Source organism: Clostridium puniceum (assembly GCF_002006345.1).
Classification (GTDB): domain Bacteria; phylum Bacillota; class Clostridia; order Clostridiales; family Clostridiaceae; genus Clostridium; species Clostridium puniceum.
In genome coordinates this window covers 1-21,268 of record NZ_LZZM01000022.1, presented here as the reverse complement: position 1 = coordinate 21,268, position 21,268 = coordinate 1, and the positions used below count along the sequence as shown (strand labels likewise).

The following is a 21,268-nucleotide window of genomic DNA, read 5'->3' as shown; positions in this document are numbered from 1 at the left end:
CTTCTTTTATTTTAAGTGATTTGCTATTTTCTTTCATATACCTTATGCATTAAATAGTTATTATTTAATTGTATTAGGATAATTTAATTGTGAAATAATTTACATAGTATAAAGATTGGCGCACAAAAGTGTGCGTTTAAGGAGGAAATATATTAATGAATAAAATTTCAGATGATATTTTATTTAAGGTAGAGAAGCCAAGTAGATATACTGGAGGGGAATTAAATGAAATAGTTAAAAACCTAAGTGAAGTTAACATAAGATTTGCATTTTGTTTTCCAGATGTTTATGAGGTAGGAATGTCTCATTTAGGAAGCAGAATACTTTATCATACTATAAATCAAAGATTAGATACATATTGTGAAAGAGCATTTGCACCATGGCCAGATATGGAAGAACAGCTTAGAAAAAATAATATTCCATTATTTACGTTAGAAACTAAGGATTCCTTGAAGGAATTTGATATTTTAGGGTTCACGCTTCAATATGAAATGAGTTTTACTAATATTTTAAATATGCTGGATATGTCTGGTATTACTATAAGGGCATCAGAAAGAGGCGAAGATGAACCTATAGTTATGGCAGGTGGGCCTTGTGCATATAATCCAGAACCTTTATATGATATAGTAGATTTCTTTGAAATTGGTGAAGGCGAAGAAATGATGAATGATGTTTTGGATGTTTATAAAAAGTATAAGGGTAAAGGAAAGAAAAAAGAATTTTTAAGAGAAATATCTAAAATTCAAGGAATATACGTGCCTTCATTGTATGATGTTATTTATAATGAAGATAATACTATAAAGGAATTTAAACCAAAGTATGATGATGTTCCGAGTACTATTAAAAAGAGAATAATTAATAATTTTACAAAAGTTGATTTTCCCAAGGACATAATTGTTCCTTATTCAGAAATTGTTCATGACAGAATTGTTTTAGAATTATTTAGAGGATGTACAAATGGATGTAGATTCTGTCAGGCAGGAATGCTTTATAGACCAGTTAGGGAAAAGAAAAAAGAAGATCTTTTAGAATTAGCTAGAGAATTAGTTAAAAGCACTGGATATGAAGAAATTTCTCTTTCATCATTAAGTACCTGTGATTATTCTGATATAAAGGGCTTGATTACAGATTTAATTGAAGAACATGAAGAAGATAGAGTTGGAATAGCACTTCCTTCAATTAGAGTTGATGCTTTTTCAGTTGATTTGCTTAAGGATATTCAAAAGGTTAGAAAGACTGGATTAACCTTTGCGCCAGAAGCTGGTTCTCAAAGAATGAGAGATATAATAAATAAAGGTCTTACTGAAGAGAGAATTTTAGATGCAGCCACAAGTGCTTTTGAAGCAGGCTGGAAGACTTTAAAGCTTTACTTTATGGTTGGTCTTCCTTATGAAGAATTAGAGGATTGCGAAGGCATTGGTCAATTAGCTGAAAAAATTGTATATAGATATAAGCAAGTGCCTAATAAAATAAATAATAATAAGGGGTTAAGACTTACAGTAAGTACATCAATACTTATACCTAAGCCATTTACACCATTTCAATGGGCACCAATGGCAAAGTTTGAAGATGTTACAGAAAAAATTAAAGCTGTTAAATCGTCGATTAAATCTAAATGTATAGTTTATAATTATCACGAACAAAAAACGTCTGTAATGGAATCTATTTTTGCAAGAGGAGATAGAAGATTATGTGATGTTTTAATTAAAGCCTTTGAAAAAGGTGCTAGATTTGACGGATGGGATCAACATTTTAAATTTGATGTATGGATGAAAGCTATGGAAGAGTGCAATTTACCTGTAGATTTTTATGCATATAGAGAAAGAAGCTATGACGAAGTGTTACCTTGGGACTTTATTGATATTGGAGTAAATAGAAAATATTTAGAAATAGAAAATGAAAAAGCTAAAAAGGCTGAATTAACACAAAACTGTAGAGAAGGATGTACAGGGTGTGGAGTTGATGTAAACTTTAAAGATGGGGAGTGTTTTGAAGGTGCGATACTTAACTAAATTTACTAAAGAAGAAAATATTAAATTCATTTCTCATTTGGATGTACTTAAAACTATTCAAAAAAATATTAGAAGAGCTGGACTTCCAATAGAATTTTCACAAGGGTTTAATCCTCATATGAATACTTCAATAGCACAGCCTTTATCTGTTGGAGTATATTCAAGTGGAGAATATATGGATATGGTGTTAACAACTGAAGTGGATGAGCAAGAAATTGTGGATAAATTAAATGCAACTGCACCAAGTGGAATAAAATATATAAATGCAACAGCAGTTCCTTATACACAAGGTGAAAAGAAAGTGCCTCAAGCTATGGCATTAATTGATGCTGCAAGATATACTATAAAAGTTAAATATTCTGATGTTTCAGCTTTAGAAGAAGAGATGAATAAGCTTTTAGAAGTGAAAGAATGGAATACTATAAAGAAAAGCAAAAAAGGTGAGAAGGAAGTTAATTTAAGAACCTTCGTAAAAGAATTTAGCTTTTGGATTAAAGATAAATATTTAGTGCTGAATGTATTAATAAGTACAGGGAGCAGAGAACATTTAAGTGCAGATTTATTAGTAAGCTATATTCAAGAAAAAACTTCGAATTCAGTTTTAGATGCTTTTGTTAATATAAAAAGAGAAGAAATGTATTTTTATAAAAATCAAAAACTTGTACCACTATATAAATGTATATAACAATTGACAAGGAATAATTGGAAGTTAAAGGAGAAAAGCAAATAGATTTTCCTAAATTATAGAAATCTCTTTTGGAGATTTCATACAGCTAATTAAAAATATAAGATTAGTTATATAAAATTTAATAAATTATGAAGTGATTTCATCCAAAACTGTTAACTGCTCATTGGCAATTGTTAACTGAACAAGAGGTGTTTATATGAAAGAGATTTTTATTGAGAGAAGAGAAAAGCTTTTAAGAATTGCTGTGAAATATAATAATGAATTAATGGAAAGCATTGTAGAAGAGCAAAAAAATGAGCCAATAATAGGAGAAATTTATAAGGGAAGGATTAAAAATATTCTTCCTTCAATAAATTCTATATTTGTTGATTTAGGTTTAGATAAAGAAGGTTACATGTACTACAGTGATGAACTAAAGGAAAAGGGCATAAAAAAAGGTGAAGAAATATTAGTGGAAGTTATAAAAGAGCCTATTAATGATAAAGGGGCGAAATTATCTGCTAAGGTTTCTATTCCAGGAAAATATATTGTATTAAATTGCTATGAAGAAGGTATTGAATTCTCTAAAAGAATAGAGGATAAGTTAAAAAAGAAAGAAATATTAGAAAATATCGATCCTTTAAAGGAGGTAGCTATAACAGTAAGAACAGAAGCTGCTGACGTAAGCTTAGAAGTACTTAAAAATGAAATAAATAAACTTTATGAGGAATTTAAGACTATAGATAAAAAGATGAAACATTCCTTAGGTTTAAAGAAGCTTTATGGAGAAGATTTAAGTTTAACTAAGCTTTTAATAAATTCTAACTACGAAGAAGTAACAAAAATTTATGTGGATAATGAAATGGATCTTGAGAAAATATCAAATTTCATTAAAGGTGAAGAGAATTTTAAATTAGAGAAATATGAGGGATATAGAAACCTTTTTGATTTCTATGGTTTGGAAAAGGAATTATTAAAACTAAGACACAATAAAGTTAAGCTTCCATGTGGAGGTTATATAGTAATAGATAAAACAGAAGCAATGTATGTTATTGATGTTAATAGCGGAAAAAATATAAAAGAAAACAGCTTTAATAAAACTATTTTAGAGACTAATTTAGAAGCAGCAAAAGAAATTGGAAAACAAATAAGACTTAGAAATTTAAGTGGAATTATAGTTATAGATTTTATAGATATGAGAGACAAGAATCAAAAAGAAATTGTGATGAACGCACTTAAAGAAAGCTTAAAACTAGATAAAGGTAATGTGAGGATTTTTCCATTCACTCAATTGGATTTAGTCCAAATTGCAAGGAAAAGACAAGGCAAGAGCATATATGAGTATATGGAGGAAGATTGTAGCCTATGCAAAGGCAGGGGAATAATTTTAAAGCTGTCATATATTGAAGGACTCATTAAAAATGAAATAATAAGAATGGGAGAAGAAAATTCAATAAACTGCTTTCATATACAGATTGATAGTGTTTATAAAGAAAGGATTAAAGAAGATATTTTTGATTTTATAAAACAAATTAACGGATTAGATAAAGAAATATATTTAAATTATGTGGAGGGAATAGAAGGCTATAAAATTGAACCTCTTATATTCCAAGGGCAAAAAGATAATTTAAAGGATTATAAGGTTACGGTTATAGAAAAAATTTAATTAAAGAAATTAAAACTCAAAATTATATTTGGATAAGTCCATTTATAATTTTGAGTTTTCTTAATTATATATCTAAATTTATTACATTTTTTTATTATAGTATTTATATGCAATTACATAAGTTAATAAAAATATACAAACTATAAAAGAAAGAACATTAAATAATATTGGATAAAATATGCCACCAATAAGCCCAACAATATATAGGGAAATAATCATTACGTAAGTAGCTATGCTAAGTGCCTTATGTGAAATTTCTTGATTTCTTTCATCAGTATTATTTAAGCGGCTTTCTCTTAATTTTTCTTCATTATTAAGAATTAATTTATTTTTAATCCATAAAACTAAACCAGCTGCGAAAAGGCTTGAACCAAGACCAGTATATACACCTAAGGTTTTATCACTAAGCGGTGCTTTAAAATAAAATTCTCCTAAAAGACCAGCTAATGCTGTAATAATACCAATTACCATAAATATTACCATAATTTTCATGCGATTTTTTATAACATTTTTATATTCTTCATTAGTCTTTGCTGTAGTTGTACAGAAAATATTTTTCATAGATTTTCCTCCTCTAAATTAAAAATAAATACTTCTTCAATGGTTGTATTAAAGAACTGTGCAATTTTATGTGCTAATATCAATGAGGCATTGTATTTTCCGTTTTCGAGAGAAATAATTGTCTGCCTTGTTACATCAACAGCATTTGCAAGTTCGCTTTGAGTTATTTTTTTTACTTTACGCAAATCTTGAATTCTATTTTGCAAATTTTCACGACCTTTCAATAAGTACAGTTCACTTTACATTTTTAGTATAGTATACTTTACATTTGCTGTCAAGCATGCTTTACATTATTGATTTTAAAATAATAAACATATAGATTGAAATTACTATTTAATCTTATTTATTACTTTTTATCTAATCAACAACATCTAATTCGAATATTTACCAATTTAAATTAGAACTTATATATTTAGATTTTCTAATTTGGAAAACTAACTATAATATATACAAACTTTAATTAACACAAAAAATTAAATTTTATTGCTGATAAATGAAGAAGGTGCTTTACAAACTACAAAAAATATGATAAACTGGCTTTTGTAAACCGCGCACGTAAGGTTTTGTAAAACAAAGTTAAATCTTTGTACCAAAAGTGGCGAGACCGTTATGAGGAGGTGTTTTAATGTACGCAGTATTAGCAACAGGTGGGAAGCAATACAGAGTTCAAGAAGGAGACGTAATATACGTTGAAAAACTTATCGCTGATGTTGATTCAACAGTTGAATTAAACGAAGTTTTAGCTGTAGGAACTGAAGATGGTATCAAAGTTGGTACTCCAGTAGTTGAAGGAGCTAAAGTTGTAGCTAAGGTTGCAGCACAAGGTAAGGCAAAGAAGGTTATAGTTTTCAAATATAAGTCTAAAAAAGACTATAGAAGAAAAAATGGACACAGACAACCTTACACTAAGCTAGTAATCGAAAAGATCGAAGCTTAATAAATTATGGTTAAAGTAAAAATCAAACAACATAATGAAAATATTGTTGGATTTGTAATGAGTGGTCATGCATTGAGTGATGACAGAGATTTTTCAAGTGAACCTGCACTTGTAGGAGAAGCTTTTGATTTAATTTGTAATTCTGTTTCAGTATTAGCTCAAAGTGTAATCATTGGACTGGATGAAGTTTTAAAACTTAATTCAACTTACGAAATCAATGATGGATACTTAAAATTAGATCTTCAAGATTTTAATCAAGAAGAACTAAGTCAGGCTCAAGTTTTATTAAAAACTTTTGAAAAGAGCTTGGAAAGTGTAATTTTAGGATTTGATCAAATTGTTGGCAAAAAGAAATGTAGAGAATATATAACATTAATAAAAGAGGAGGTGTAGTCACATGCTAATCATGAACCTTCAATTATTCGCTCACAAAAAGGGAGTTGGTAGTTCTAAGAATGGTAGAGATTCAGCTGCACAAAGATTAGGAGCTAAATCTGCTGACGGAGAATTTGTTCTTGCTGGAAACATTCTTTATAGACAAAGAGGAACTAAGATCCACCCAGGTGAAAATGTTGGAAGAGGTAAAGATGACACTTTATATGCTAAGATCGATGGAATCGTTAGATTCGAAAGACTTGGTAGAGATAAGAAGAAAGCAAGTGTTTACCCAGTAAACGTTGAAGCAATAGCTGAATAATTACTTTAGAAATAAAGCACTCTTAGTTTAAGAGTGCTTTTTTAAGGCATTGGAAGAAAATAAAGAGTCAAGGATCAATTGATATTTACTGGCTTGTTATTTTTTGAATGTGCCTAATGTATGCAAAATAAGGCATATTCAAAAACTAATAAGTCGCTATATATTGAATTTAAACCATAGAATAAATAGTATATATAATAAAGCAAGATTTTTTAGGGAAGAATAGTTTATATTGTAACTTTATAAAGTATACTAAAAATAAAAATACACAAGGAAAGGTGATTATATGTTTATAGATAAAGCGAAGATCTTCGTTAAATCTGGTAATGGTGGTGATGGTGCTATTACTTTTAGAAGAGAAAAGTATGTACCATTAGGTGGACCAGATGGAGGAGATGGTGGAAAAGGTGGAAGCATTATTTTCCAAGTAGAAACAGGTATAACTACTTTGTTAGATTTTAAATATAAAAAGAGATTTATTGCAGAAGCTGGTGGTAACGGTAGTGGAGCTAAGTGTTATGGAAAAGATGGTCAAAATCTTGTTATAAAAGTACCTATGGGAACAATTATAAGAGAAGCAGTAAGTAACAAAATAGTTGCAGACCTTTCACATAAAGGGCAAGAATTAGTATTATTAAAAGGTGGAAAAGGTGGGAAGGGTAATGTAAAATTTGCTACTGCTACAAAACAAGCACCTCATTATGCTGAACCAGGAATGCCAGGAGATGAATTAAATTTAATACTAGAATTAAAATTACTTGCAGATGTTGGATTATTAGGATTCCCTAATGTAGGAAAATCAACATTACTTTCTATGACAACAAAGGCAAAACCAAAGATTGCAAATTATCATTTTACTACTTTAAAACCTAATTTAGGTGTTGTTGCAGTAGATGGGATTGAACCATTTGTTATGGCAGACATTCCAGGAATAATTGAAGGTGCAGCTGAAGGTGTTGGTCTGGGAATACAATTTTTAAGACATATTGAAAGAACTAGACTTTTAATTCACATAGTAGATATTTCAGGTGTTGAAGGTAGAGAGCCTTTTGAAGATTTTGTTAAAATCAATGAAGAATTAAAGAAATATTCTGTTAAGCTTTGGGATAGACCGCAAATTGTAGTAGCTAACAAAACTGATATGCTTTATGATGATAGCATTTTTGAAGATTTCAAGAAAAAAGTTCAAGAAATGGGCTTTGATAAGGTATTTAAAATGTCAGCAGCTACTAATGATGGTGTTGATGCTGTAATGAAGGAAGCAGCAAGAATGCTTAAGGAAATTCCTATTACAGAATTAGAAATTTCAGAAGACGAAATGTATATACCAGAAGAAAAGAAATTTACTTATGAAATTAAGGTTGAACATAATAAAGATGAAGAAGAAGAATATGATGTTTACATTGTTGAAGGTACATTTGTAGATAGATTATTAAGTGCTGTTAATGTAAATGATGCAGATTCTTTAAGATATTTCCATAAGGTTCTTAGAAACAAAGGTATCTTTGATGAAATTAGAGAAATGGGAATTAAAGATGGAGACATGGTAAGATTAAACGACTTTGAATTTGAATATGTTCTTTAGGAGGAAAATAAAATGATAACAGGAAAACAAAGAGCTTATTTAAGAGGCTTAGCTAATAATCTTTCGCCAATATTCCAAATTGGCAAAAATGGTGTTGAAGAAAACTTTTTAATACAAGTTTCACAAGCTTTAGAAGCTAGAGAATTAATTAAAATAAAAGTCTTAGAAAACAGTGGTTTAGAATCAAGAGAAACTTCAGACGTGATATGTAAGGCACTTAAATGTGAAGGCGTTCAAGCAATTGGAAATAAAATAGTTTTATACAAACAATCAAAGAATCTTAAAAAGAGAAAAATAGAATTACCTACTAAATAGAAATTAAAAATTATATAAATTAAAATGAATTTGTAGTTAATGAGACAATTTAAAAATTACCCTGTAGGAATAAACACAAAAATAAAGTGTATATTTACAGGGTATTTTTATGTTTGAAATAAGTTTTATTTATAAAAAGTTAATGTATATGTAAGAGAAGGATTTGAATTATAAGGAAGATAAGAGTTTTAACTTACAATAATTTAAAAAATGGGTATATGAGATAAAATGGTGAAGGAAATTAATATTCTTAAGACGAAATTATATAAAGTAAGGTAATTTTAATTTCTTTTATCAAAAATTAAGATATTTAAAATAATATTTAATATCACTTCGTGATATAATATTTAAATAACTATTTTACTTTGGAGGAAAGCTTATGAAACGTTATGGTATAATAGGAGGGACATTTGACCCTATTCATTATGCACATTTATATATAGCCTATGAAGCTAAGGAACAATTAAATTTAGATGAAGTTATATTTATGCCAGCTGGCAAGCAGCCATTTAAGGTTAATAAGGAAGTGACAGAGTCTAAATTGAGATATGATATGGTAAAAACTGCAATAGAATCTTATGCTGAATTTTCTGTTTCAAATTATGAAATAGAAAAAGGTGGGCTTAGTTTTACATATGAAACTTTAGAATATTTTAAAAATAAAAGCACTGAAGATATGGAGTTGTTTTTTATAACAGGTGCAGATTGTTTAATAACTTTAGAACAATGGCAAGGAATTGAAAAGATTTTTTCATTAGCTACACTTGTAGTATTCCCTAGAGAGGGAATAAATAATAAACAAATGATAGAAAAAAAGCAAGAAATAGAAGAAAAATATAATGGGAAGATTATTGTTTTGGATTTAAAGAAACTTGAAATATCTTCAACATATATAAGAGAGAGAGTAAATAGAAAACAAAGAATAGATTTCTTTGTACCACAAATGGTTATAGATATTATATATAAGAATGGATTATATATTGATAAATAAAAAATATTCTTATAAAATTTTAAATATAAAATTATCGTGGTTAAACTGTTAAATCTTGATTGTTAACTGATTAAAAGGGAGGAAAGAATTTTGTTATCTATAGAAGAGATTGATTTATATCTTAAAGAAAATCTAATGGAAAACCGTTATATTCATACATTAGGTGTTGCAGAAACAGCTAAAAAGTTAGCTAAAATAAATGGTATTTCACAAGAAAAAGCTGAAATTGCAGGACTTGCACATGATGTGGCTAAAAATTTATCTAAAGATAAAATGAAAGAAATAATGGAAGAAAACAATATTAAGATTTCAGCATTAGAAGAGAATAATTCTAATTTGTGGCATAGTATTATTGCACCTATAGAAGCTAAGGCGAAACTTGGAATTGAGGACGAAGAAATATTAGATTCAATAAGATGGCATACTACAGGGAAAGAAAATATGTCTATTTTAACAAAGATTATTTATATTGCAGATATGATAGAGCCAAGCAGAAATTTTAATGGAATTGAAGACATAAGAAAAGTTACTTTTGATAATTTAGATGCAGGAGTATACTCAGGATTAACTCATAATATAGAATTTTTATTGACTAAAAATTTACTTATTGATGAAAATACTATAAAAGCTAGAAATTACTTTTTGTTTGATTCTAAATTTAAGAGATAATTTTTATTGAGATTATATAATTTGATATGTCTCAAAATACAAGAGGTGGATATATGGGGAGACGAGCAGAGAAAAAAAAGAAGAGCAAAATATTTTCACGAATTTTTAGGCGAAACGATAATTCCACTACAATACTTGAAAAATTGATTTTAGGAGCAATTGCATTTGTATTGACATTTATTGTAGTTTCAACTATATATGGAGTTTCTGCTTTAATGAAGATTGGAAGTAAATCAATGATAACCGGTATTGATGTATCTTCAAATGAACCAGTAAATATACTAGTGCTTGGAATGGATATTGGAGATCCGAAACAAGTAGACAATCAATCAATTAAAAGAACAGATACAATAATGGTGTTAAATTATAATCCTTCAAATAAGAAGTTTACAGTTGTATCGATTCCAAGGGATACCTTAATAAATGTTAATGATAGAAATGTTAAAATAAATTCAGCTTATGCAATTGGTGGATATCCTAAAATAAAATCAGAAACTGAAAGTTTATTAAATATAAAAATAAATTATATAGTTAAAATTGATTATAATGCATTTAGAGAAATCATTGATGCTTTAGGTGGAATTGAAATGAAGATTGAAAGAAATATGATTTATGATGATGAAGGTCAAAATCTTCATATTAATTTCAAAGCTGGAGAAACAGTAACTTTAGATGGTAAAAAAGCTGAAGAATTTTTTAGATGGAGAAAAAATAATGATGGAAGTGGATTTGCAAATGGTGATTTAGACAGAATTGAAAATCAACAAAAATTCATATCAAAGGTTGTTGATAAATGTACAAGTCCTCTTATATTATTTAGAATTTCTAAGATAATGTCAGCTTTAGGTGAGAACATAGAAACAAATATGTCAGCTACTAAAATTTTAAGCTACGGATTAAAATTTATGAATTCCAAAAAGGAAAATATGACAATGGCAATAGCAGCAGGAATACCTAAAACTATAAATGGAGAGTCATTTTTAGTTTTTGATAAAAATGCAAATAAGGATGTAATATCATCACTTAGTTCAGCAGCAGTTTCTAAAAGTTTGCCAGTAAATATGTCAAAAAATGATATTAAAATTAAAGTATTAAATGGAACTAAAATTAATGGATTAGCAGCTAAAGCAATGAAACAGTTAAAGGATGCTGGATATTCAAAAATTGATACAGGAAATGCTGAAGTTACTGAAAAAAGTATAATCCTTTCTAATGATGAGGATAAACTAAAAACTGTTAATCAAGATTTAAATATTAAAAATAATGATAAAAAAGATAGTAGAACAGAATATAAAGATTTTGATGTGATCATAATTTTAGGTAAGGATTTTGCTAGTTTTGGTGAATAATTTGTGGATAAGATTGGAACGTATACCAAAAAAATTTTGGGGTTTTATATGTTCTTAATTAAGTTATATGAGGAGTAGATTAATCACATGAGTATTTTAGAAAAAAATGTTACTAATATAGAAGAAGGTACTAAAATCAGGGAATATCTAAAAACAGAACTTGGACTATCAACAAGATTAATAAGAAGTGCCTCTATCAATAAAAAAATATTTGTTAATGGTCAAGTAGTTAAAATGAATAGGGTACTGACTTTGGGGGAGATTATAAAAATTGATTTAGAAAAAGATGAAAGTCAGGATATAGCTCCAGAAAAGATGGATATAGATGTAGTTTATGAAGATGAGGATATATTAGTAGTTAATAAGAAACCTTTTATGGTAGTTCATCCAACTAAAAGTTATCAAAGCGGTACTCTTGCTAACGGCGTAATAAATTATTTTATGGAAAGCAAGCAAAATTGTATTGTAAGATTAGTTTCAAGATTAGATATGAATACTTCCGGGCTTATTATAATTGCTAAAAACCAATTTTCACATGGAATGTTATCAAAAGAAATGAGTGAAAATAAGGTTGAAAAAAGATATTTAGCAATAGTTCATGGAATTATGGAAGAAAAACAGGGAACTATTGATTTGCCAATATATAAACCAGAAGGTGTTGAAAATGGAACTAAGAGAATAATAGATGAAAGAGGCCAAAGAAGTATAACTCATTATAAAGTTGTGGAAGAATTTAATGAAGCAAGTTTAGTAGAATGTAAATTAGAAACTGGGAGAACTCATCAAATAAGAGTACACTTAAATCATTTAGGACATCCGATATATGGGGACACCTTATATGGTAATGGAGAAGAGGAAGAAGAGTTAATAAAGAGGCAAGCACTTCATGCTTATGGCTTAAATTTTAAATCTCCAAGAACGGGGGAAGAACTTGCACTTAGAGCAGAACTTCCAGAGGATATGAAGGAATTGATAAATAAATTAAAATAACTGAATTAAGATTTAAGATATAAAAGTTCAAGTAATTGGGTTGAAGTTGCTAAATTAAAATCAGTTAATAAGAATAATTTATAGGCTAGGGAGTTTTTTTGATTTCCTTAGCCTTATTTATGATTATGTGCTATTTTCAAGGAGATTCATTGTTCATTTTAAATATTCCATAAATTTTCTTGATAATTTAAGGAATTCTCTAAGTGCAGGAGAAATCCATTTATCCTTATGATAAAGCACTTGAGATATTATTTGAAAATCAGGACCAGCCCAATTTAAAGGAATAAGTTTTCCGCTGCTTATTTCATCTTCTACAGCAACTTTTGGAAGTAGCGTTATTCCAAGACCACTCATAGTAAATTGCTGGAAGAAGATTATGCAAAGCATGAAACACCTGTTATTTCTAATAATTCAGCAAATAGAAATGTAGAAGATGTGCCAGTTTTAATTCCTGAAATAAATGGAGTTCATGCACAAATTATTGAAAGTCAAAAGAAACGATTAGGAACTAAAAGAGGATTTATAGTAGTAAAGCCTAACTGCTCAATTCAAAGTTATGTACCACCTATAAATGCTCTTATGGAATATGAACCACAAACTATATTAGCGTGTACTTATCAAGCTATTTCAGGATCTGGTAAGACTTTTTCTGAATGTCCAGAGATTCTTGATAATGTTATCCCATTTATAGAAGGAGAAGAAGAAAAAAGTGAAAATGAACCATTGAAAATATGGGGAAAAATAGAGCGTGGTAAAATTGTAAATGCTAAAAATCCTATTATTACAACTCAATGTATAAGAGTACCTGTAACAAATGGACATTTAGCAGCAGTTTATGTGAACTTTAAGAATAAGTCTTCAAAAGAAGAAATAATAAATTTATGGGAGAATTTTAAAGCACCAGAAATAGTTTTGAACTTGCCAAGTGCACCAAAGAAATTTTTACAATATTTCAAAGAAGATAATAGACCACAGACTAATTTAGATAGAGATTATGAAAATGGAATGGGAATATCTATGGGAAGGTTAAGAGAAGATAAAGTATTTGATTATAAATTTGTATGCCTTTCTCATAATACCTTAAGAGGGGCAGCAGGTGGAGGTGTTTTATCTGCTGAATATTTAACAGCAAAATAGTATAATAACTTTATATATTAAGTAAGAACTGTGTGATAAATTTAAAATATACAATATTTAAATTTTAAAGAGCACTTATTATAATGCATTTTGAAAAATACATTATAATAAGTGCTCTTTATATAATAGTCTTATCATATATTCTTTTTGAATTTGTTTTTAATGAATTTTTTTAAACCAAATCCTCCAGCTAAAAGTGCAACACCAGCGGCTCCAGCATAAATTGGAAAGTTAGGTGTTTTAGATAAGGCTTTAACAGCTGAAATTGGAGATTCATAATGTCTAGAAGTTCCAGCAACCAAATCAATCGTTAAATATTCTTTACCATTAACATAGATTGTTCCTTTTAAGATATTTTCATCTCTATTAAAGGATTTTTTACTCAAATCTTTGTTTTCCACTTTAAGTTCTGAAGAAATTGAATGCTCACTTCCTTTAGGAACAACATAATCTATATCTTTTTTTACTTCAAGTGGTACTGTAAGTTCATCGTTTATTTTATATTCTGAAACTTGTGTATCTTTTTTATAAAGATGTACCAGTGAATAATTATCAAAGCCATAGTTAAAAACAGTCTGCATATCATAAAAATTTTGATCCTTGTCTAATGCATTTAAAAAAGCAGCTATAAGTACATGTCCATCTTTCTCGGCAGAAGCTACATAAGTATGATTTGATTTTGTTGTATATCCATTTTTGCCACAGATGGCAAAAGGATAGTAATATTTAGAGTTTTTATTAATCATATAGTTTTTATTATTTATTACAATGCTCTTTGAAGGATTGTTTTTTAAGGTTATTGTATAGAAAGGAGTTTTAGAAATTTCCATATAATCCTCATTGTTTATAGCTTCTTTTAAAAATAATACCAAATCATGTGCAGTTGTTGTATGTTCAGGATCAGGGAGTCCGCTTGGATTTTTAAAGTTTGTATGCAGAGCACCAAGTTCTTTTGCTTTAGTATTCATAAGTTTAGCAAATTCAGTTGTATTTTCTGAAATGTGATCAGCTAAAGCATTTGCACAATCGTTCCCAGACTCTAGAATAAGTCCTAGTAGCAAATCTTTTACAGTTACTACATCACCTTTTAAAAGTCCAATAGCAGTTCCATCTATTTTAGTAAAATCTTCTTTAACAGTGACTAAATCATCTAATTTACATTTTTCTAAAGTTATAAGTGCAGTCATAACCTTCGTAGTTGAAGCGGGTTCCAAAACTTTTTCTTCATTTTTTCCATACAATATTTGCCCTGTGGAGGCATCAATTAAGATGCTGGCATCAGCATTAATTTGTGGCTGAGCAGGCTCGGCCTGTGCACTAGTATATGTAAAGCAAAATAAAAACAAAAATACTATGTTAAATATTTTTAAAATTCTTTTCATAAAATTCTCCATGTTATATATTTTGAAATATAAAATTTAAACTAAAAATAAAAAAGCCTAAAATCTTTATTTATTTTTAGTCATACTTCCAATATATTTTACCAAAAAAATTAGAATTATGCTATATAAAGTTTAGAATGCTTCCAATTAATGGTCTAAACTACAAATAATGTGGAAATGATATACATAAGATAAGATTTATAAAAAAGCAAGTAAGGAGAGAAAAGTATGATACAAGAATTCCTAAAAGATAAGAAAAAAGTGGGGATATTAATTATATTATCTATTGTATTAATTTCATTTGGATTTTTGTATGTAAAGTCTGGATTTAAAGAATTAAAGAAAAATGATACAGAAAGTATTTTTGTAGATGATTCGGAAAATAATGAAGCAATAAATGAAAATAAAAGTAGTAATAATAAAAATAGTAATAGTAATAGCAAAATTAGTAGTACTAAAAAGGACAATAGTGACATACTGAATAAAGCAGCAACTGTTTCAGCACAAGATAAAACCATAATTGTAGAAATTAAAGGAGAAGTAAAAAAACCAGATGTGTATACATTAAATGAAAATGCCATAGTAAAGGAGCTTATAGAAGTAGCGGGAGGTCTTACTGAAAATGCAGAATTAAGTAATATAAATAGAGCAAAAAAGCTGCAAAATCACGAATTAGTTTATATTGCAAATAAAAATGATGTAAATAAAGAAGGTAAAAATACAAATTCTCAGATAGCTACTAGTCAAAATCAAGGGCAAGGAGTATCTAATAAGAAGGTAAATATAAATAGTGCAGTTTTAGAAGATTTAAAAACATTAAATGGAATAGGAGATTCGAAGGCTAAGAGTATAATTGAATATAGAGAGCAAAATGGAGGTTTTAAATCAATAGAAGATATAAAAAATGTAACTGGAATTGGAGAAAAGATGTTTGAAAGAATTAAAGACCAAATTGAAATTTAAAAATTTTAATTTAGATAAATTAAAATTTTATTAAAAAAAGATAACGAAAAACCATAACAGTTTGCACGTAAGCACAAAAGAATATATAATAGACATGCATATTAAATTAAAATTAGTTATGAAAAGGTTCTAATTTAATTTGTAAAATAAATAATAAATTTATAAAAAACCAAAAAAAGTATAATATTGACACAAAATTGTAATACAAAGATGATAAAATTGTATTATTGATTTGCCTTGAGTAATTGCTCAAGGAATTTAATTGTTTTATATAAGATTGAACTGAAATTAAACATCTATTAGTTATTATTAAGCAATTAATATTTTAATTATTATACTTAAAAATACATGATAAACAAATGTTTAGGTAAAATAAGGAGGAGAAATTCTTGTCTAAGAAAATTATAAGTGTAATAATGAGTTTAATAGTAGTTACTTCATTAATAGGATGCCAAAATTCAGATGGCACTACAGAAAAGAAAGCTGAAAAGACAATAGCAACAGAAGATAAAGCAAGTGACGAGGATGAAAATTTAGAAGGTAAGTGGGCTGAAAAATATACCTTAGAAGAAACACAAAAGCTTTTTAAAGAAGAATTGGCTAAGATGGAAACTGTAACAAAAGAATTAGGTATAAAATACAGCAAAGATGAAAAAATAAAAGAAGAAAATAAAGTATCTGTAAATGATAATTCAATATACTATGATAATGAAAAACCAGAAGCAAATAAAATTGAAAGTATGTATTTTGGAATGAAGACATATGGAGAAAATTTAGAATCTGGTGATATAAGCCTAAAATTAAGTTTAAATTTTGATGGTGAAAAGGCTATAAAAGATAATAATTTTGATTTAGGAAAAACATCTTTTAAGAAGTACATAGAAGCATTTACGGGAAAAGAGAATAGAGATTATTCAGACATAAATAAACAATTAATTGAAAAATTAAAAAATGGAGAGACAGTTGAGATAAATAACACAATAGATGGCTTGAAAGAAGAAATTAGAGCTACTAAAACGTGTATTATATATAAATTATCTACGAAAAAGTACAAATTTGCTGATGCAGAAATGAGCATGAAGTAGATTATAAGGGGGAAACTTTGTTGGAAAATGACAATATGAAAGAAAATGAAATTATGAATGAAGTAGAAGAAAATGAAGTGAGAGCTTCAAATGTAGAAACTACTGAAACAAAAGCAAAAAATGAAAAAGTTATGGAGGAAAATGTAAATACTGAAATTCATAACTTAGTTAATGAAAATACGAAAAAAAATGAAAAATCATGCAGTAAGGGTATTTTAGCCAATATTATTGATCAAGCATTATTAATTGCATCTTCTGCAGTACTAGTAATCTTATGTGATCAAATATTAAAATTATTTGGATATATGTTTGTAAAAGGAACAGGAGCAATAATATTAGCAGCGGGAATCATATATTTCATTTTAAATTGCCTTTATGCTCCAATAATGGAAAAGAGTAAGGCGAAAGCTACTATTGCAAGCAAGATATTAAGTATAAACTAATTTTTAATGAACTCATTTGGAAGAGGATAGAATATAAAAATATTTTTATATCGTTCTCTTTCTTATTGTGTAGTAAAAAATATATATGTTTCAGCAAATAAACTACATATACTTAATTTATTGTATATGGTCTTAATAGAGCAAATTAATTAGAATTTATATAAAATATTATAAACGTATAGCCTGTAAATAATATTGATTACAGGCTATAATAGTACTAGAGAAAAAATTAATAGATAATATAATATAGGAGTAAACAATGAGAAGAGGAAGCGATCTAAGCGTTAAAATAGAAAAATCACAATTTCCGTCAACAGGAATAGGATATTCAGAAGGAAAAACAATATATGTTAAAAATGCTTTTCCAGGTCAAACGATAACAGGAAGAGTGAAAAAGAAAAGGGAAGATCATGCAGATCTTAAATTGCTAAGTGTAGATGAAAAAGCAGATTACGAAATTGAAGCAAAATGTTCTCATTTTGGTGTTTGTGGAGGCTGTTCATCACAAAGTATACCTTACGAAAAACAACTAGAATTTTTAAGTGAAGAAGTTAAAGCTTTATTTGAAGAAGTTGGTGTTACAACAGGAGAATATTTGGGAATTCAAGGAAGCGCAGAACAATGGGAATACAGAAATAAGATGGAGTTTACTTTTGGTGATGAGGCTAAAGGTGCACCACTTTCTATTGGAATGCATATGAGAGGAAAATCTTTTGGAATATTAACAGTAGACAACTGCAACCTTGTTGATGAAGATTATAGAACAATTATTAGATTAACTGCAGATTACTTTGACAAGCAAGATTTACCGTACTATAGAATAATGAAGGCAGAAGGATACTTAAGACATTTAGTTATCAGAAAAGCTCAAAATACAGGAGAAATATTAGTAAATTTAGTTACTACGACTCAAGTAGATTTTGACTTAAGCGAATATGTTAAGTTATTAAGAAGCCAAAATTATAAAGGGAATTTAGTATCAATAATACATACAGAAAATGATTCATTATCTGATGCAGTAATACCTGAAAAGGTTAATATATTATTTGGGAAAGATTATATTAGAGAAACACTGCTTGGACTACAATTTAATATATCACCATTTTCATTCTTCCAAACTAATACAAAAGGTGCTGAAAGTCTTTATACAATAGTTAAAGAATTTATGGGTGATAGTAATGACAAGGTCGTATTTGATTTATATTGTGGTACAGGAACAATAGGTCAAATAGTAGCTGGAAATGCAAAAAAAGTTGTGGGAATAGAACTTATAGAAGAAGCAGTTGAAGCAGCAAAAGAAAATGCTAAATTAAATGGATTAAATAACTGTGAGTTCCTAGCTGGTGACGTAGCCGAAATAATAAAAAACGTCAAAGATAAACCAGACATAATAATTCTAGATCCACCAAGAAGCGGAGTGCATCCTAAAGCTTTAGATTACGTGATTAAATTCAATGCACTTGAAATAATATATGTTTCTTGTAATCCTAAAACATTAGTTACTGATCTTAAGGTACTTGTGGATAGAGGATATGAGGTGGTTCAAACTAAGGTTAAGGATATGTTCCCGATGACGCCTCATGTGGAGACTTGCGTGTTGCTACAACGGAAAACTATATAGAAATCCTTAATTTTAGGCACTTCTTCAACCATTTTGTTTTTACAAATGAGGGGGATAATATCCGCAATAAACAGCTAAAAAAATATATTAACGTTTCTGTGGTTATTGATATGGAGTGTGGGAACACAACCGAGTAGATTTATAAAAAAGAGATACTGTGAAGAATATCAACGGCTCTGATAAGAAGTGAAAAAATTAAAAATACACTTGTTATTTATTGATTTATAATTACTTTGGCATAATATTATTAAGTCACGTTTGTTTTCTTAATTCGACTTATGAAAGATGTAAAGCACTCAATAAAATAGTAACTTGTTAATTTAAAATGATTGAAATCTACAAACTAATTTGATTGTAGATTTTTTTATGTTTAGTTAAAAAGTATACTAAATTTAAATGGAAATATTACAATTTGTAGAATAATTGTATAGGAGGGTGTAATGTATAACACAGTTATTATGCTTATTAGGTATGGTATCTTTAGGAACGCTAAAATTAACATTGTTCATATACCCATTGGCTAATAATGGGAAGTTAAAGTATACAGAGAGCTATTTAAAGAAATGTTGTCAATGTAAATTAATACGAATGAATCTATATAAAGAATATTGAAATAGATTTTAATGCTTTTTTTATTGACTAGGACGCAAAAAAAATGTTATTATTATGTCCAAGGATGAAAAAACAGGAGGGCATATGTCAAATTCAAAATTGTTACTTTCCCAATTTGCAGAGCTTTATGAGAAGCAAGATATATTAACAAAACTGACTTCTAGAGAATTTCTTCATGGCTATGGCTACTCAGAAATTCATTGTATTGACCTTATAGGTAAACTAGAAAATCCTAATGTTACAAAACTAGCATCAAAGTTGGCTATGACGACAAGTGCTATTAGTAAAATATTAAAAAAATTATTAGCTAATGAGGACATTACAAGATATCAATGTGATGAGAATAAAAAAGAAATCTATTATAAGTTAACAGAAAAAGGTAAAGCTTTATTTGATGAACATTTCAAGCGGCATTCTTCTTGGGAAAAAAGAGACGAAAAGTTCTTTGAACAAATTAATGCTAAAGATTTGAAGACAGTAAGTAAATTTTTAACTGAATTTAATAAATACTTAGAAGCACAAATAAGTGAATTAAAATAAGGAGTGATAATATGTTAATTGATTTAAGCGTAAAGGTTACTAAGACATCTAATAAAGATGCTTTGGATAATGAAAAAATGGTTTCTTTTGGTCATTTGGGTACTCACTTTGATGTAATGAATAAGGAATTTCCATTAGAGTTTACCAAAAGAAAAGGCATTGTATTTGATGTAAGTAAGATAATTGACAGAGATATTGATGTATCAGATATTGATATTGGTGTGGTTAAGGAGGATATGTTTATTGCTATTTATACAGGTTTCATTGAAAAGGAAGAGTATGGGACAAAGGCTTATTTTACAACACATCCACAATTATCAGATAAGTTGATTGACCAGTTGCTTGAATGCAGAGTTTCAATTATTGGTATTGACTGTGCAGGAGTAAGACGTGGCCGTGAGCATACACCAAAAGACCAATATTGTGCTGATAGAGGTGTATTTATTATTGAGAATCTTTGTAACTTGGGTATTGTTTTAAATGAAGAAACTATAATGAAATTCACAGCGAATACTTATCCAATTAATTTTGAAGGAATGACTGGTTTGCCTTGTAGAGTAATAGCAGAGATTGAATAAATTTATATATTACTTCACAATCCTCTGTGAAGTAAAGATTATTTATAAATCAGCAGACAAATAGTAATTTAGCGAGGAAATGAAATGGATTTTATTTATGAATTATTGAATGATGAAGAATACAATTATGTATGGAGATGTGTTTATAGAAATTTGAATTTTAAGCCAAATATAGAGAAAAATGTAGTAGTATTTAAAATTGATAATCCATGTGCCATTTATGATATTTCTCAAGTTAAAGAAGATAATATTGACAATTTAGAAGTATTACTTCAGAAGGCTTTTTTTATTCTCTAGACCAGTTATACAAAAAAATAAAAAATTTTAAAATTATTTTTTTAAAAAAAGGTATGCTTAATAAACCATTATTATTTTACGAATAATGGACAAGATTAAGGTGAAAATTATACACTAAATTACTATTTGTAAATGTCTTTCTAAATATAGCTTTTTATGAGTTTCAGGTAG

22 protein-coding genes and 2 pseudogenes are annotated in these 21,268 nt (G+C 28.2%); 20 read left to right on the top strand and 4 right to left on the bottom strand.

What is annotated here, in order from left to right:
* The first annotated feature begins 155 nt into the window (after positions 1 to 155).
* The 3 genes from CLPUN_RS01790 (at position 156) to CLPUN_RS01780 (ending at position 4,345) form a co-directional block, all read left to right on the top strand.
* Complete coding sequence (locus CLPUN_RS01790; protein ID WP_077845666.1) at positions 156 to 2,012, top strand: TIGR03960 family B12-binding radical SAM protein; 1,857 nt, start codon at positions 156 to 158, stop codon at positions 2,010 to 2,012.
* Entirely contained in the window at positions 1,996 to 2,697 is a 702-nt protein-coding gene (locus CLPUN_RS01785; RefSeq protein ID WP_077845665.1) for a TIGR03936 family radical SAM-associated protein, read from the top strand. The genes CLPUN_RS01790 and CLPUN_RS01785 overlap by 17 nt, the downstream gene beginning before the upstream one ends.
* Before the next feature lie 199 nt (positions 2,698 to 2,896).
* The gene (locus CLPUN_RS01780; RefSeq protein WP_077845664.1) at positions 2,897 to 4,345 is read left to right on the top strand and encodes an Rne/Rng family ribonuclease; all 1,449 of its coding nucleotides are present in this window, start codon (positions 2,897 to 2,899) and stop codon (positions 4,343 to 4,345) included.
* A gap of 81 nt (positions 4,346 to 4,426) precedes the next feature.
* Here CLPUN_RS01780 and CLPUN_RS01775 read toward each other — a convergent pair whose 3' ends face one another.
* Positions 4,427 to 4,906, bottom strand: a complete 480-nt coding sequence (locus CLPUN_RS01775) for a DUF2178 domain-containing protein (protein WP_077845663.1) — start codon at positions 4,904 to 4,906, stop codon at positions 4,427 to 4,429.
* Positions 4,903 to 5,112: a helix-turn-helix transcriptional regulator gene (locus CLPUN_RS01770; protein ID WP_077845739.1), complete on the bottom strand. Its 210-nt coding sequence runs from the start codon at positions 5,110 to 5,112 to the stop codon at positions 4,903 to 4,905. The genes CLPUN_RS01775 and CLPUN_RS01770 overlap by 4 nt, the downstream gene beginning before the upstream one ends.
* Before the next feature lie 419 nt (positions 5,113 to 5,531).
* Here CLPUN_RS01770 and rplU point away from each other — a divergent pair, with 419 nt between their 5' ends.
* From rplU to CLPUN_RS01725, 9 genes are all read left to right on the top strand, one after another.
* Positions 5,532 to 5,843 carry a 50S ribosomal protein L21 gene (rplU, locus tag CLPUN_RS01765; protein WP_077845662.1) on the top strand — a complete coding sequence of 104 codons (312 nt, stop codon included), beginning with the start codon at positions 5,532 to 5,534 and terminating at the stop codon, positions 5,841 to 5,843.
* 6 nt (positions 5,844 to 5,849) lie between these two features.
* Complete coding sequence (locus CLPUN_RS01760; RefSeq protein ID WP_077845661.1) at positions 5,850 to 6,236, top strand: ribosomal-processing cysteine protease Prp; 387 nt, start codon at positions 5,850 to 5,852, stop codon at positions 6,234 to 6,236.
* Between the two features lie 4 nt (positions 6,237 to 6,240).
* Positions 6,241 to 6,540, top strand: coding sequence for a 50S ribosomal protein L27 (rpmA, locus tag CLPUN_RS01755; protein WP_077845660.1), 300 nt, complete (start codon positions 6,241 to 6,243; stop codon positions 6,538 to 6,540).
* Between the two features lie 286 nt (positions 6,541 to 6,826).
* Positions 6,827 to 8,125, top strand: coding sequence for a GTPase ObgE (gene obgE / locus CLPUN_RS01750; RefSeq protein ID WP_077845659.1), 1,299 nt, complete (start codon positions 6,827 to 6,829; stop codon positions 8,123 to 8,125).
* A 12-nt stretch (positions 8,126 to 8,137) separates the two neighbouring features.
* Positions 8,138 to 8,440, top strand: coding sequence for a ribosome assembly RNA-binding protein YhbY (yhbY, locus tag CLPUN_RS01745; protein ID WP_077845658.1), 303 nt, complete (start codon positions 8,138 to 8,140; stop codon positions 8,438 to 8,440).
* 379 nt (positions 8,441 to 8,819) lie between these two features.
* A complete protein-coding gene (gene nadD, locus CLPUN_RS01740; protein WP_077845657.1) occupies positions 8,820 to 9,431 on the top strand; it encodes a nicotinate-nucleotide adenylyltransferase in 612 nt (203 codons plus the stop codon).
* Between the two features lie 90 nt (positions 9,432 to 9,521).
* Entirely contained in the window at positions 9,522 to 10,100 is a 579-nt protein-coding gene (gene yqeK, locus CLPUN_RS01735) for a bis(5'-nucleosyl)-tetraphosphatase (symmetrical) YqeK (RefSeq protein ID WP_077845656.1), read from the top strand.
* Positions 10,101 to 10,153: 53 nt separating this feature from the next.
* Entirely contained in the window at positions 10,154 to 11,449 is a 1,296-nt protein-coding gene (locus CLPUN_RS01730) for an LCP family protein (protein WP_077845655.1), read from the top strand.
* A gap of 87 nt (positions 11,450 to 11,536) precedes the next feature.
* Positions 11,537 to 12,439 carry an RluA family pseudouridine synthase gene (locus tag CLPUN_RS01725; RefSeq protein WP_077845654.1) on the top strand — a complete coding sequence of 301 codons (903 nt, stop codon included), beginning with the start codon at positions 11,537 to 11,539 and terminating at the stop codon, positions 12,437 to 12,439.
* A gap of 153 nt (positions 12,440 to 12,592) precedes the next feature.
* Here the strand turns inward: CLPUN_RS01725 and CLPUN_RS01720 are convergent.
* Positions 12,593 to 12,805 (bottom strand): annotated as a pseudogene (locus CLPUN_RS01720) (LysR substrate-binding domain-containing protein); the annotation flags it as partial.
* Between CLPUN_RS01720 and CLPUN_RS01715 the strand changes: the two are divergent.
* Positions 12,794 to 13,576, top strand: a pseudogene (locus CLPUN_RS01715) (aspartate-semialdehyde dehydrogenase); the annotation flags it as partial. The pseudogenes CLPUN_RS01720 and CLPUN_RS01715 overlap by 12 nt on opposite strands.
* 134 nt (positions 13,577 to 13,710) lie before the next feature.
* Here CLPUN_RS01715 and CLPUN_RS01710 read toward each other — a convergent pair.
* Positions 13,711 to 14,958 (bottom strand): D-alanyl-D-alanine carboxypeptidase family protein, encoded by a 1,248-nt coding sequence (locus CLPUN_RS01710; RefSeq protein ID WP_077845653.1) that lies wholly within the window; start codon positions 14,956 to 14,958, stop codon positions 13,711 to 13,713.
* 228 nt (positions 14,959 to 15,186) lie between these two features.
* Between CLPUN_RS01710 and CLPUN_RS01705 the strand changes: the two genes are divergently transcribed.
* The 7 genes from CLPUN_RS01705 (at position 15,187) to CLPUN_RS01675 (ending at position 21,097) form a co-directional block, all read left to right on the top strand.
* Positions 15,187 to 15,921 carry a helix-hairpin-helix domain-containing protein gene (locus CLPUN_RS01705; protein WP_077845652.1) on the top strand — a complete coding sequence of 245 codons (735 nt, stop codon included), beginning with the start codon at positions 15,187 to 15,189 and terminating at the stop codon, positions 15,919 to 15,921.
* Positions 15,922 to 16,310: 389 nt separating this feature from the next.
* Complete coding sequence (locus CLPUN_RS01700) at positions 16,311 to 17,006, top strand: hypothetical protein (protein WP_077845651.1); 696 nt, start codon at positions 16,311 to 16,313, stop codon at positions 17,004 to 17,006.
* 20 nt (positions 17,007 to 17,026) lie between these two features.
* Positions 17,027 to 17,449: an RDD family protein gene (locus tag CLPUN_RS01695; RefSeq protein WP_077845650.1), complete on the top strand. Its 423-nt coding sequence runs from the start codon at positions 17,027 to 17,029 to the stop codon at positions 17,447 to 17,449.
* Between the two features lie 259 nt (positions 17,450 to 17,708).
* Positions 17,709 to 19,070 (top strand): 23S rRNA (uracil(1939)-C(5))-methyltransferase RlmD, encoded by a 1,362-nt coding sequence (rlmD, locus tag CLPUN_RS01690; RefSeq protein WP_077845649.1) that lies wholly within the window; start codon positions 17,709 to 17,711, stop codon positions 19,068 to 19,070.
* Between the two features lie 696 nt (positions 19,071 to 19,766).
* A complete protein-coding gene (locus CLPUN_RS01685) occupies positions 19,767 to 20,222 on the top strand; it encodes a MarR family transcriptional regulator (RefSeq protein WP_077845648.1) in 456 nt (151 codons plus the stop codon).
* Between the two features lie 11 nt (positions 20,223 to 20,233).
* On the top strand, positions 20,234 to 20,800 hold the full coding sequence (locus tag CLPUN_RS01680; protein WP_077845647.1) for a cyclase family protein: 567 nt from the start codon (positions 20,234 to 20,236) through the stop codon (positions 20,798 to 20,800).
* Between the two features lie 84 nt (positions 20,801 to 20,884).
* On the top strand, positions 20,885 to 21,097 hold the full coding sequence (locus CLPUN_RS01675; RefSeq protein WP_077845646.1) for a DUF2716 domain-containing protein: 213 nt from the start codon (positions 20,885 to 20,887) through the stop codon (positions 21,095 to 21,097).
* Positions 21,098 to 21,268 lie beyond the last annotated feature (171 nt).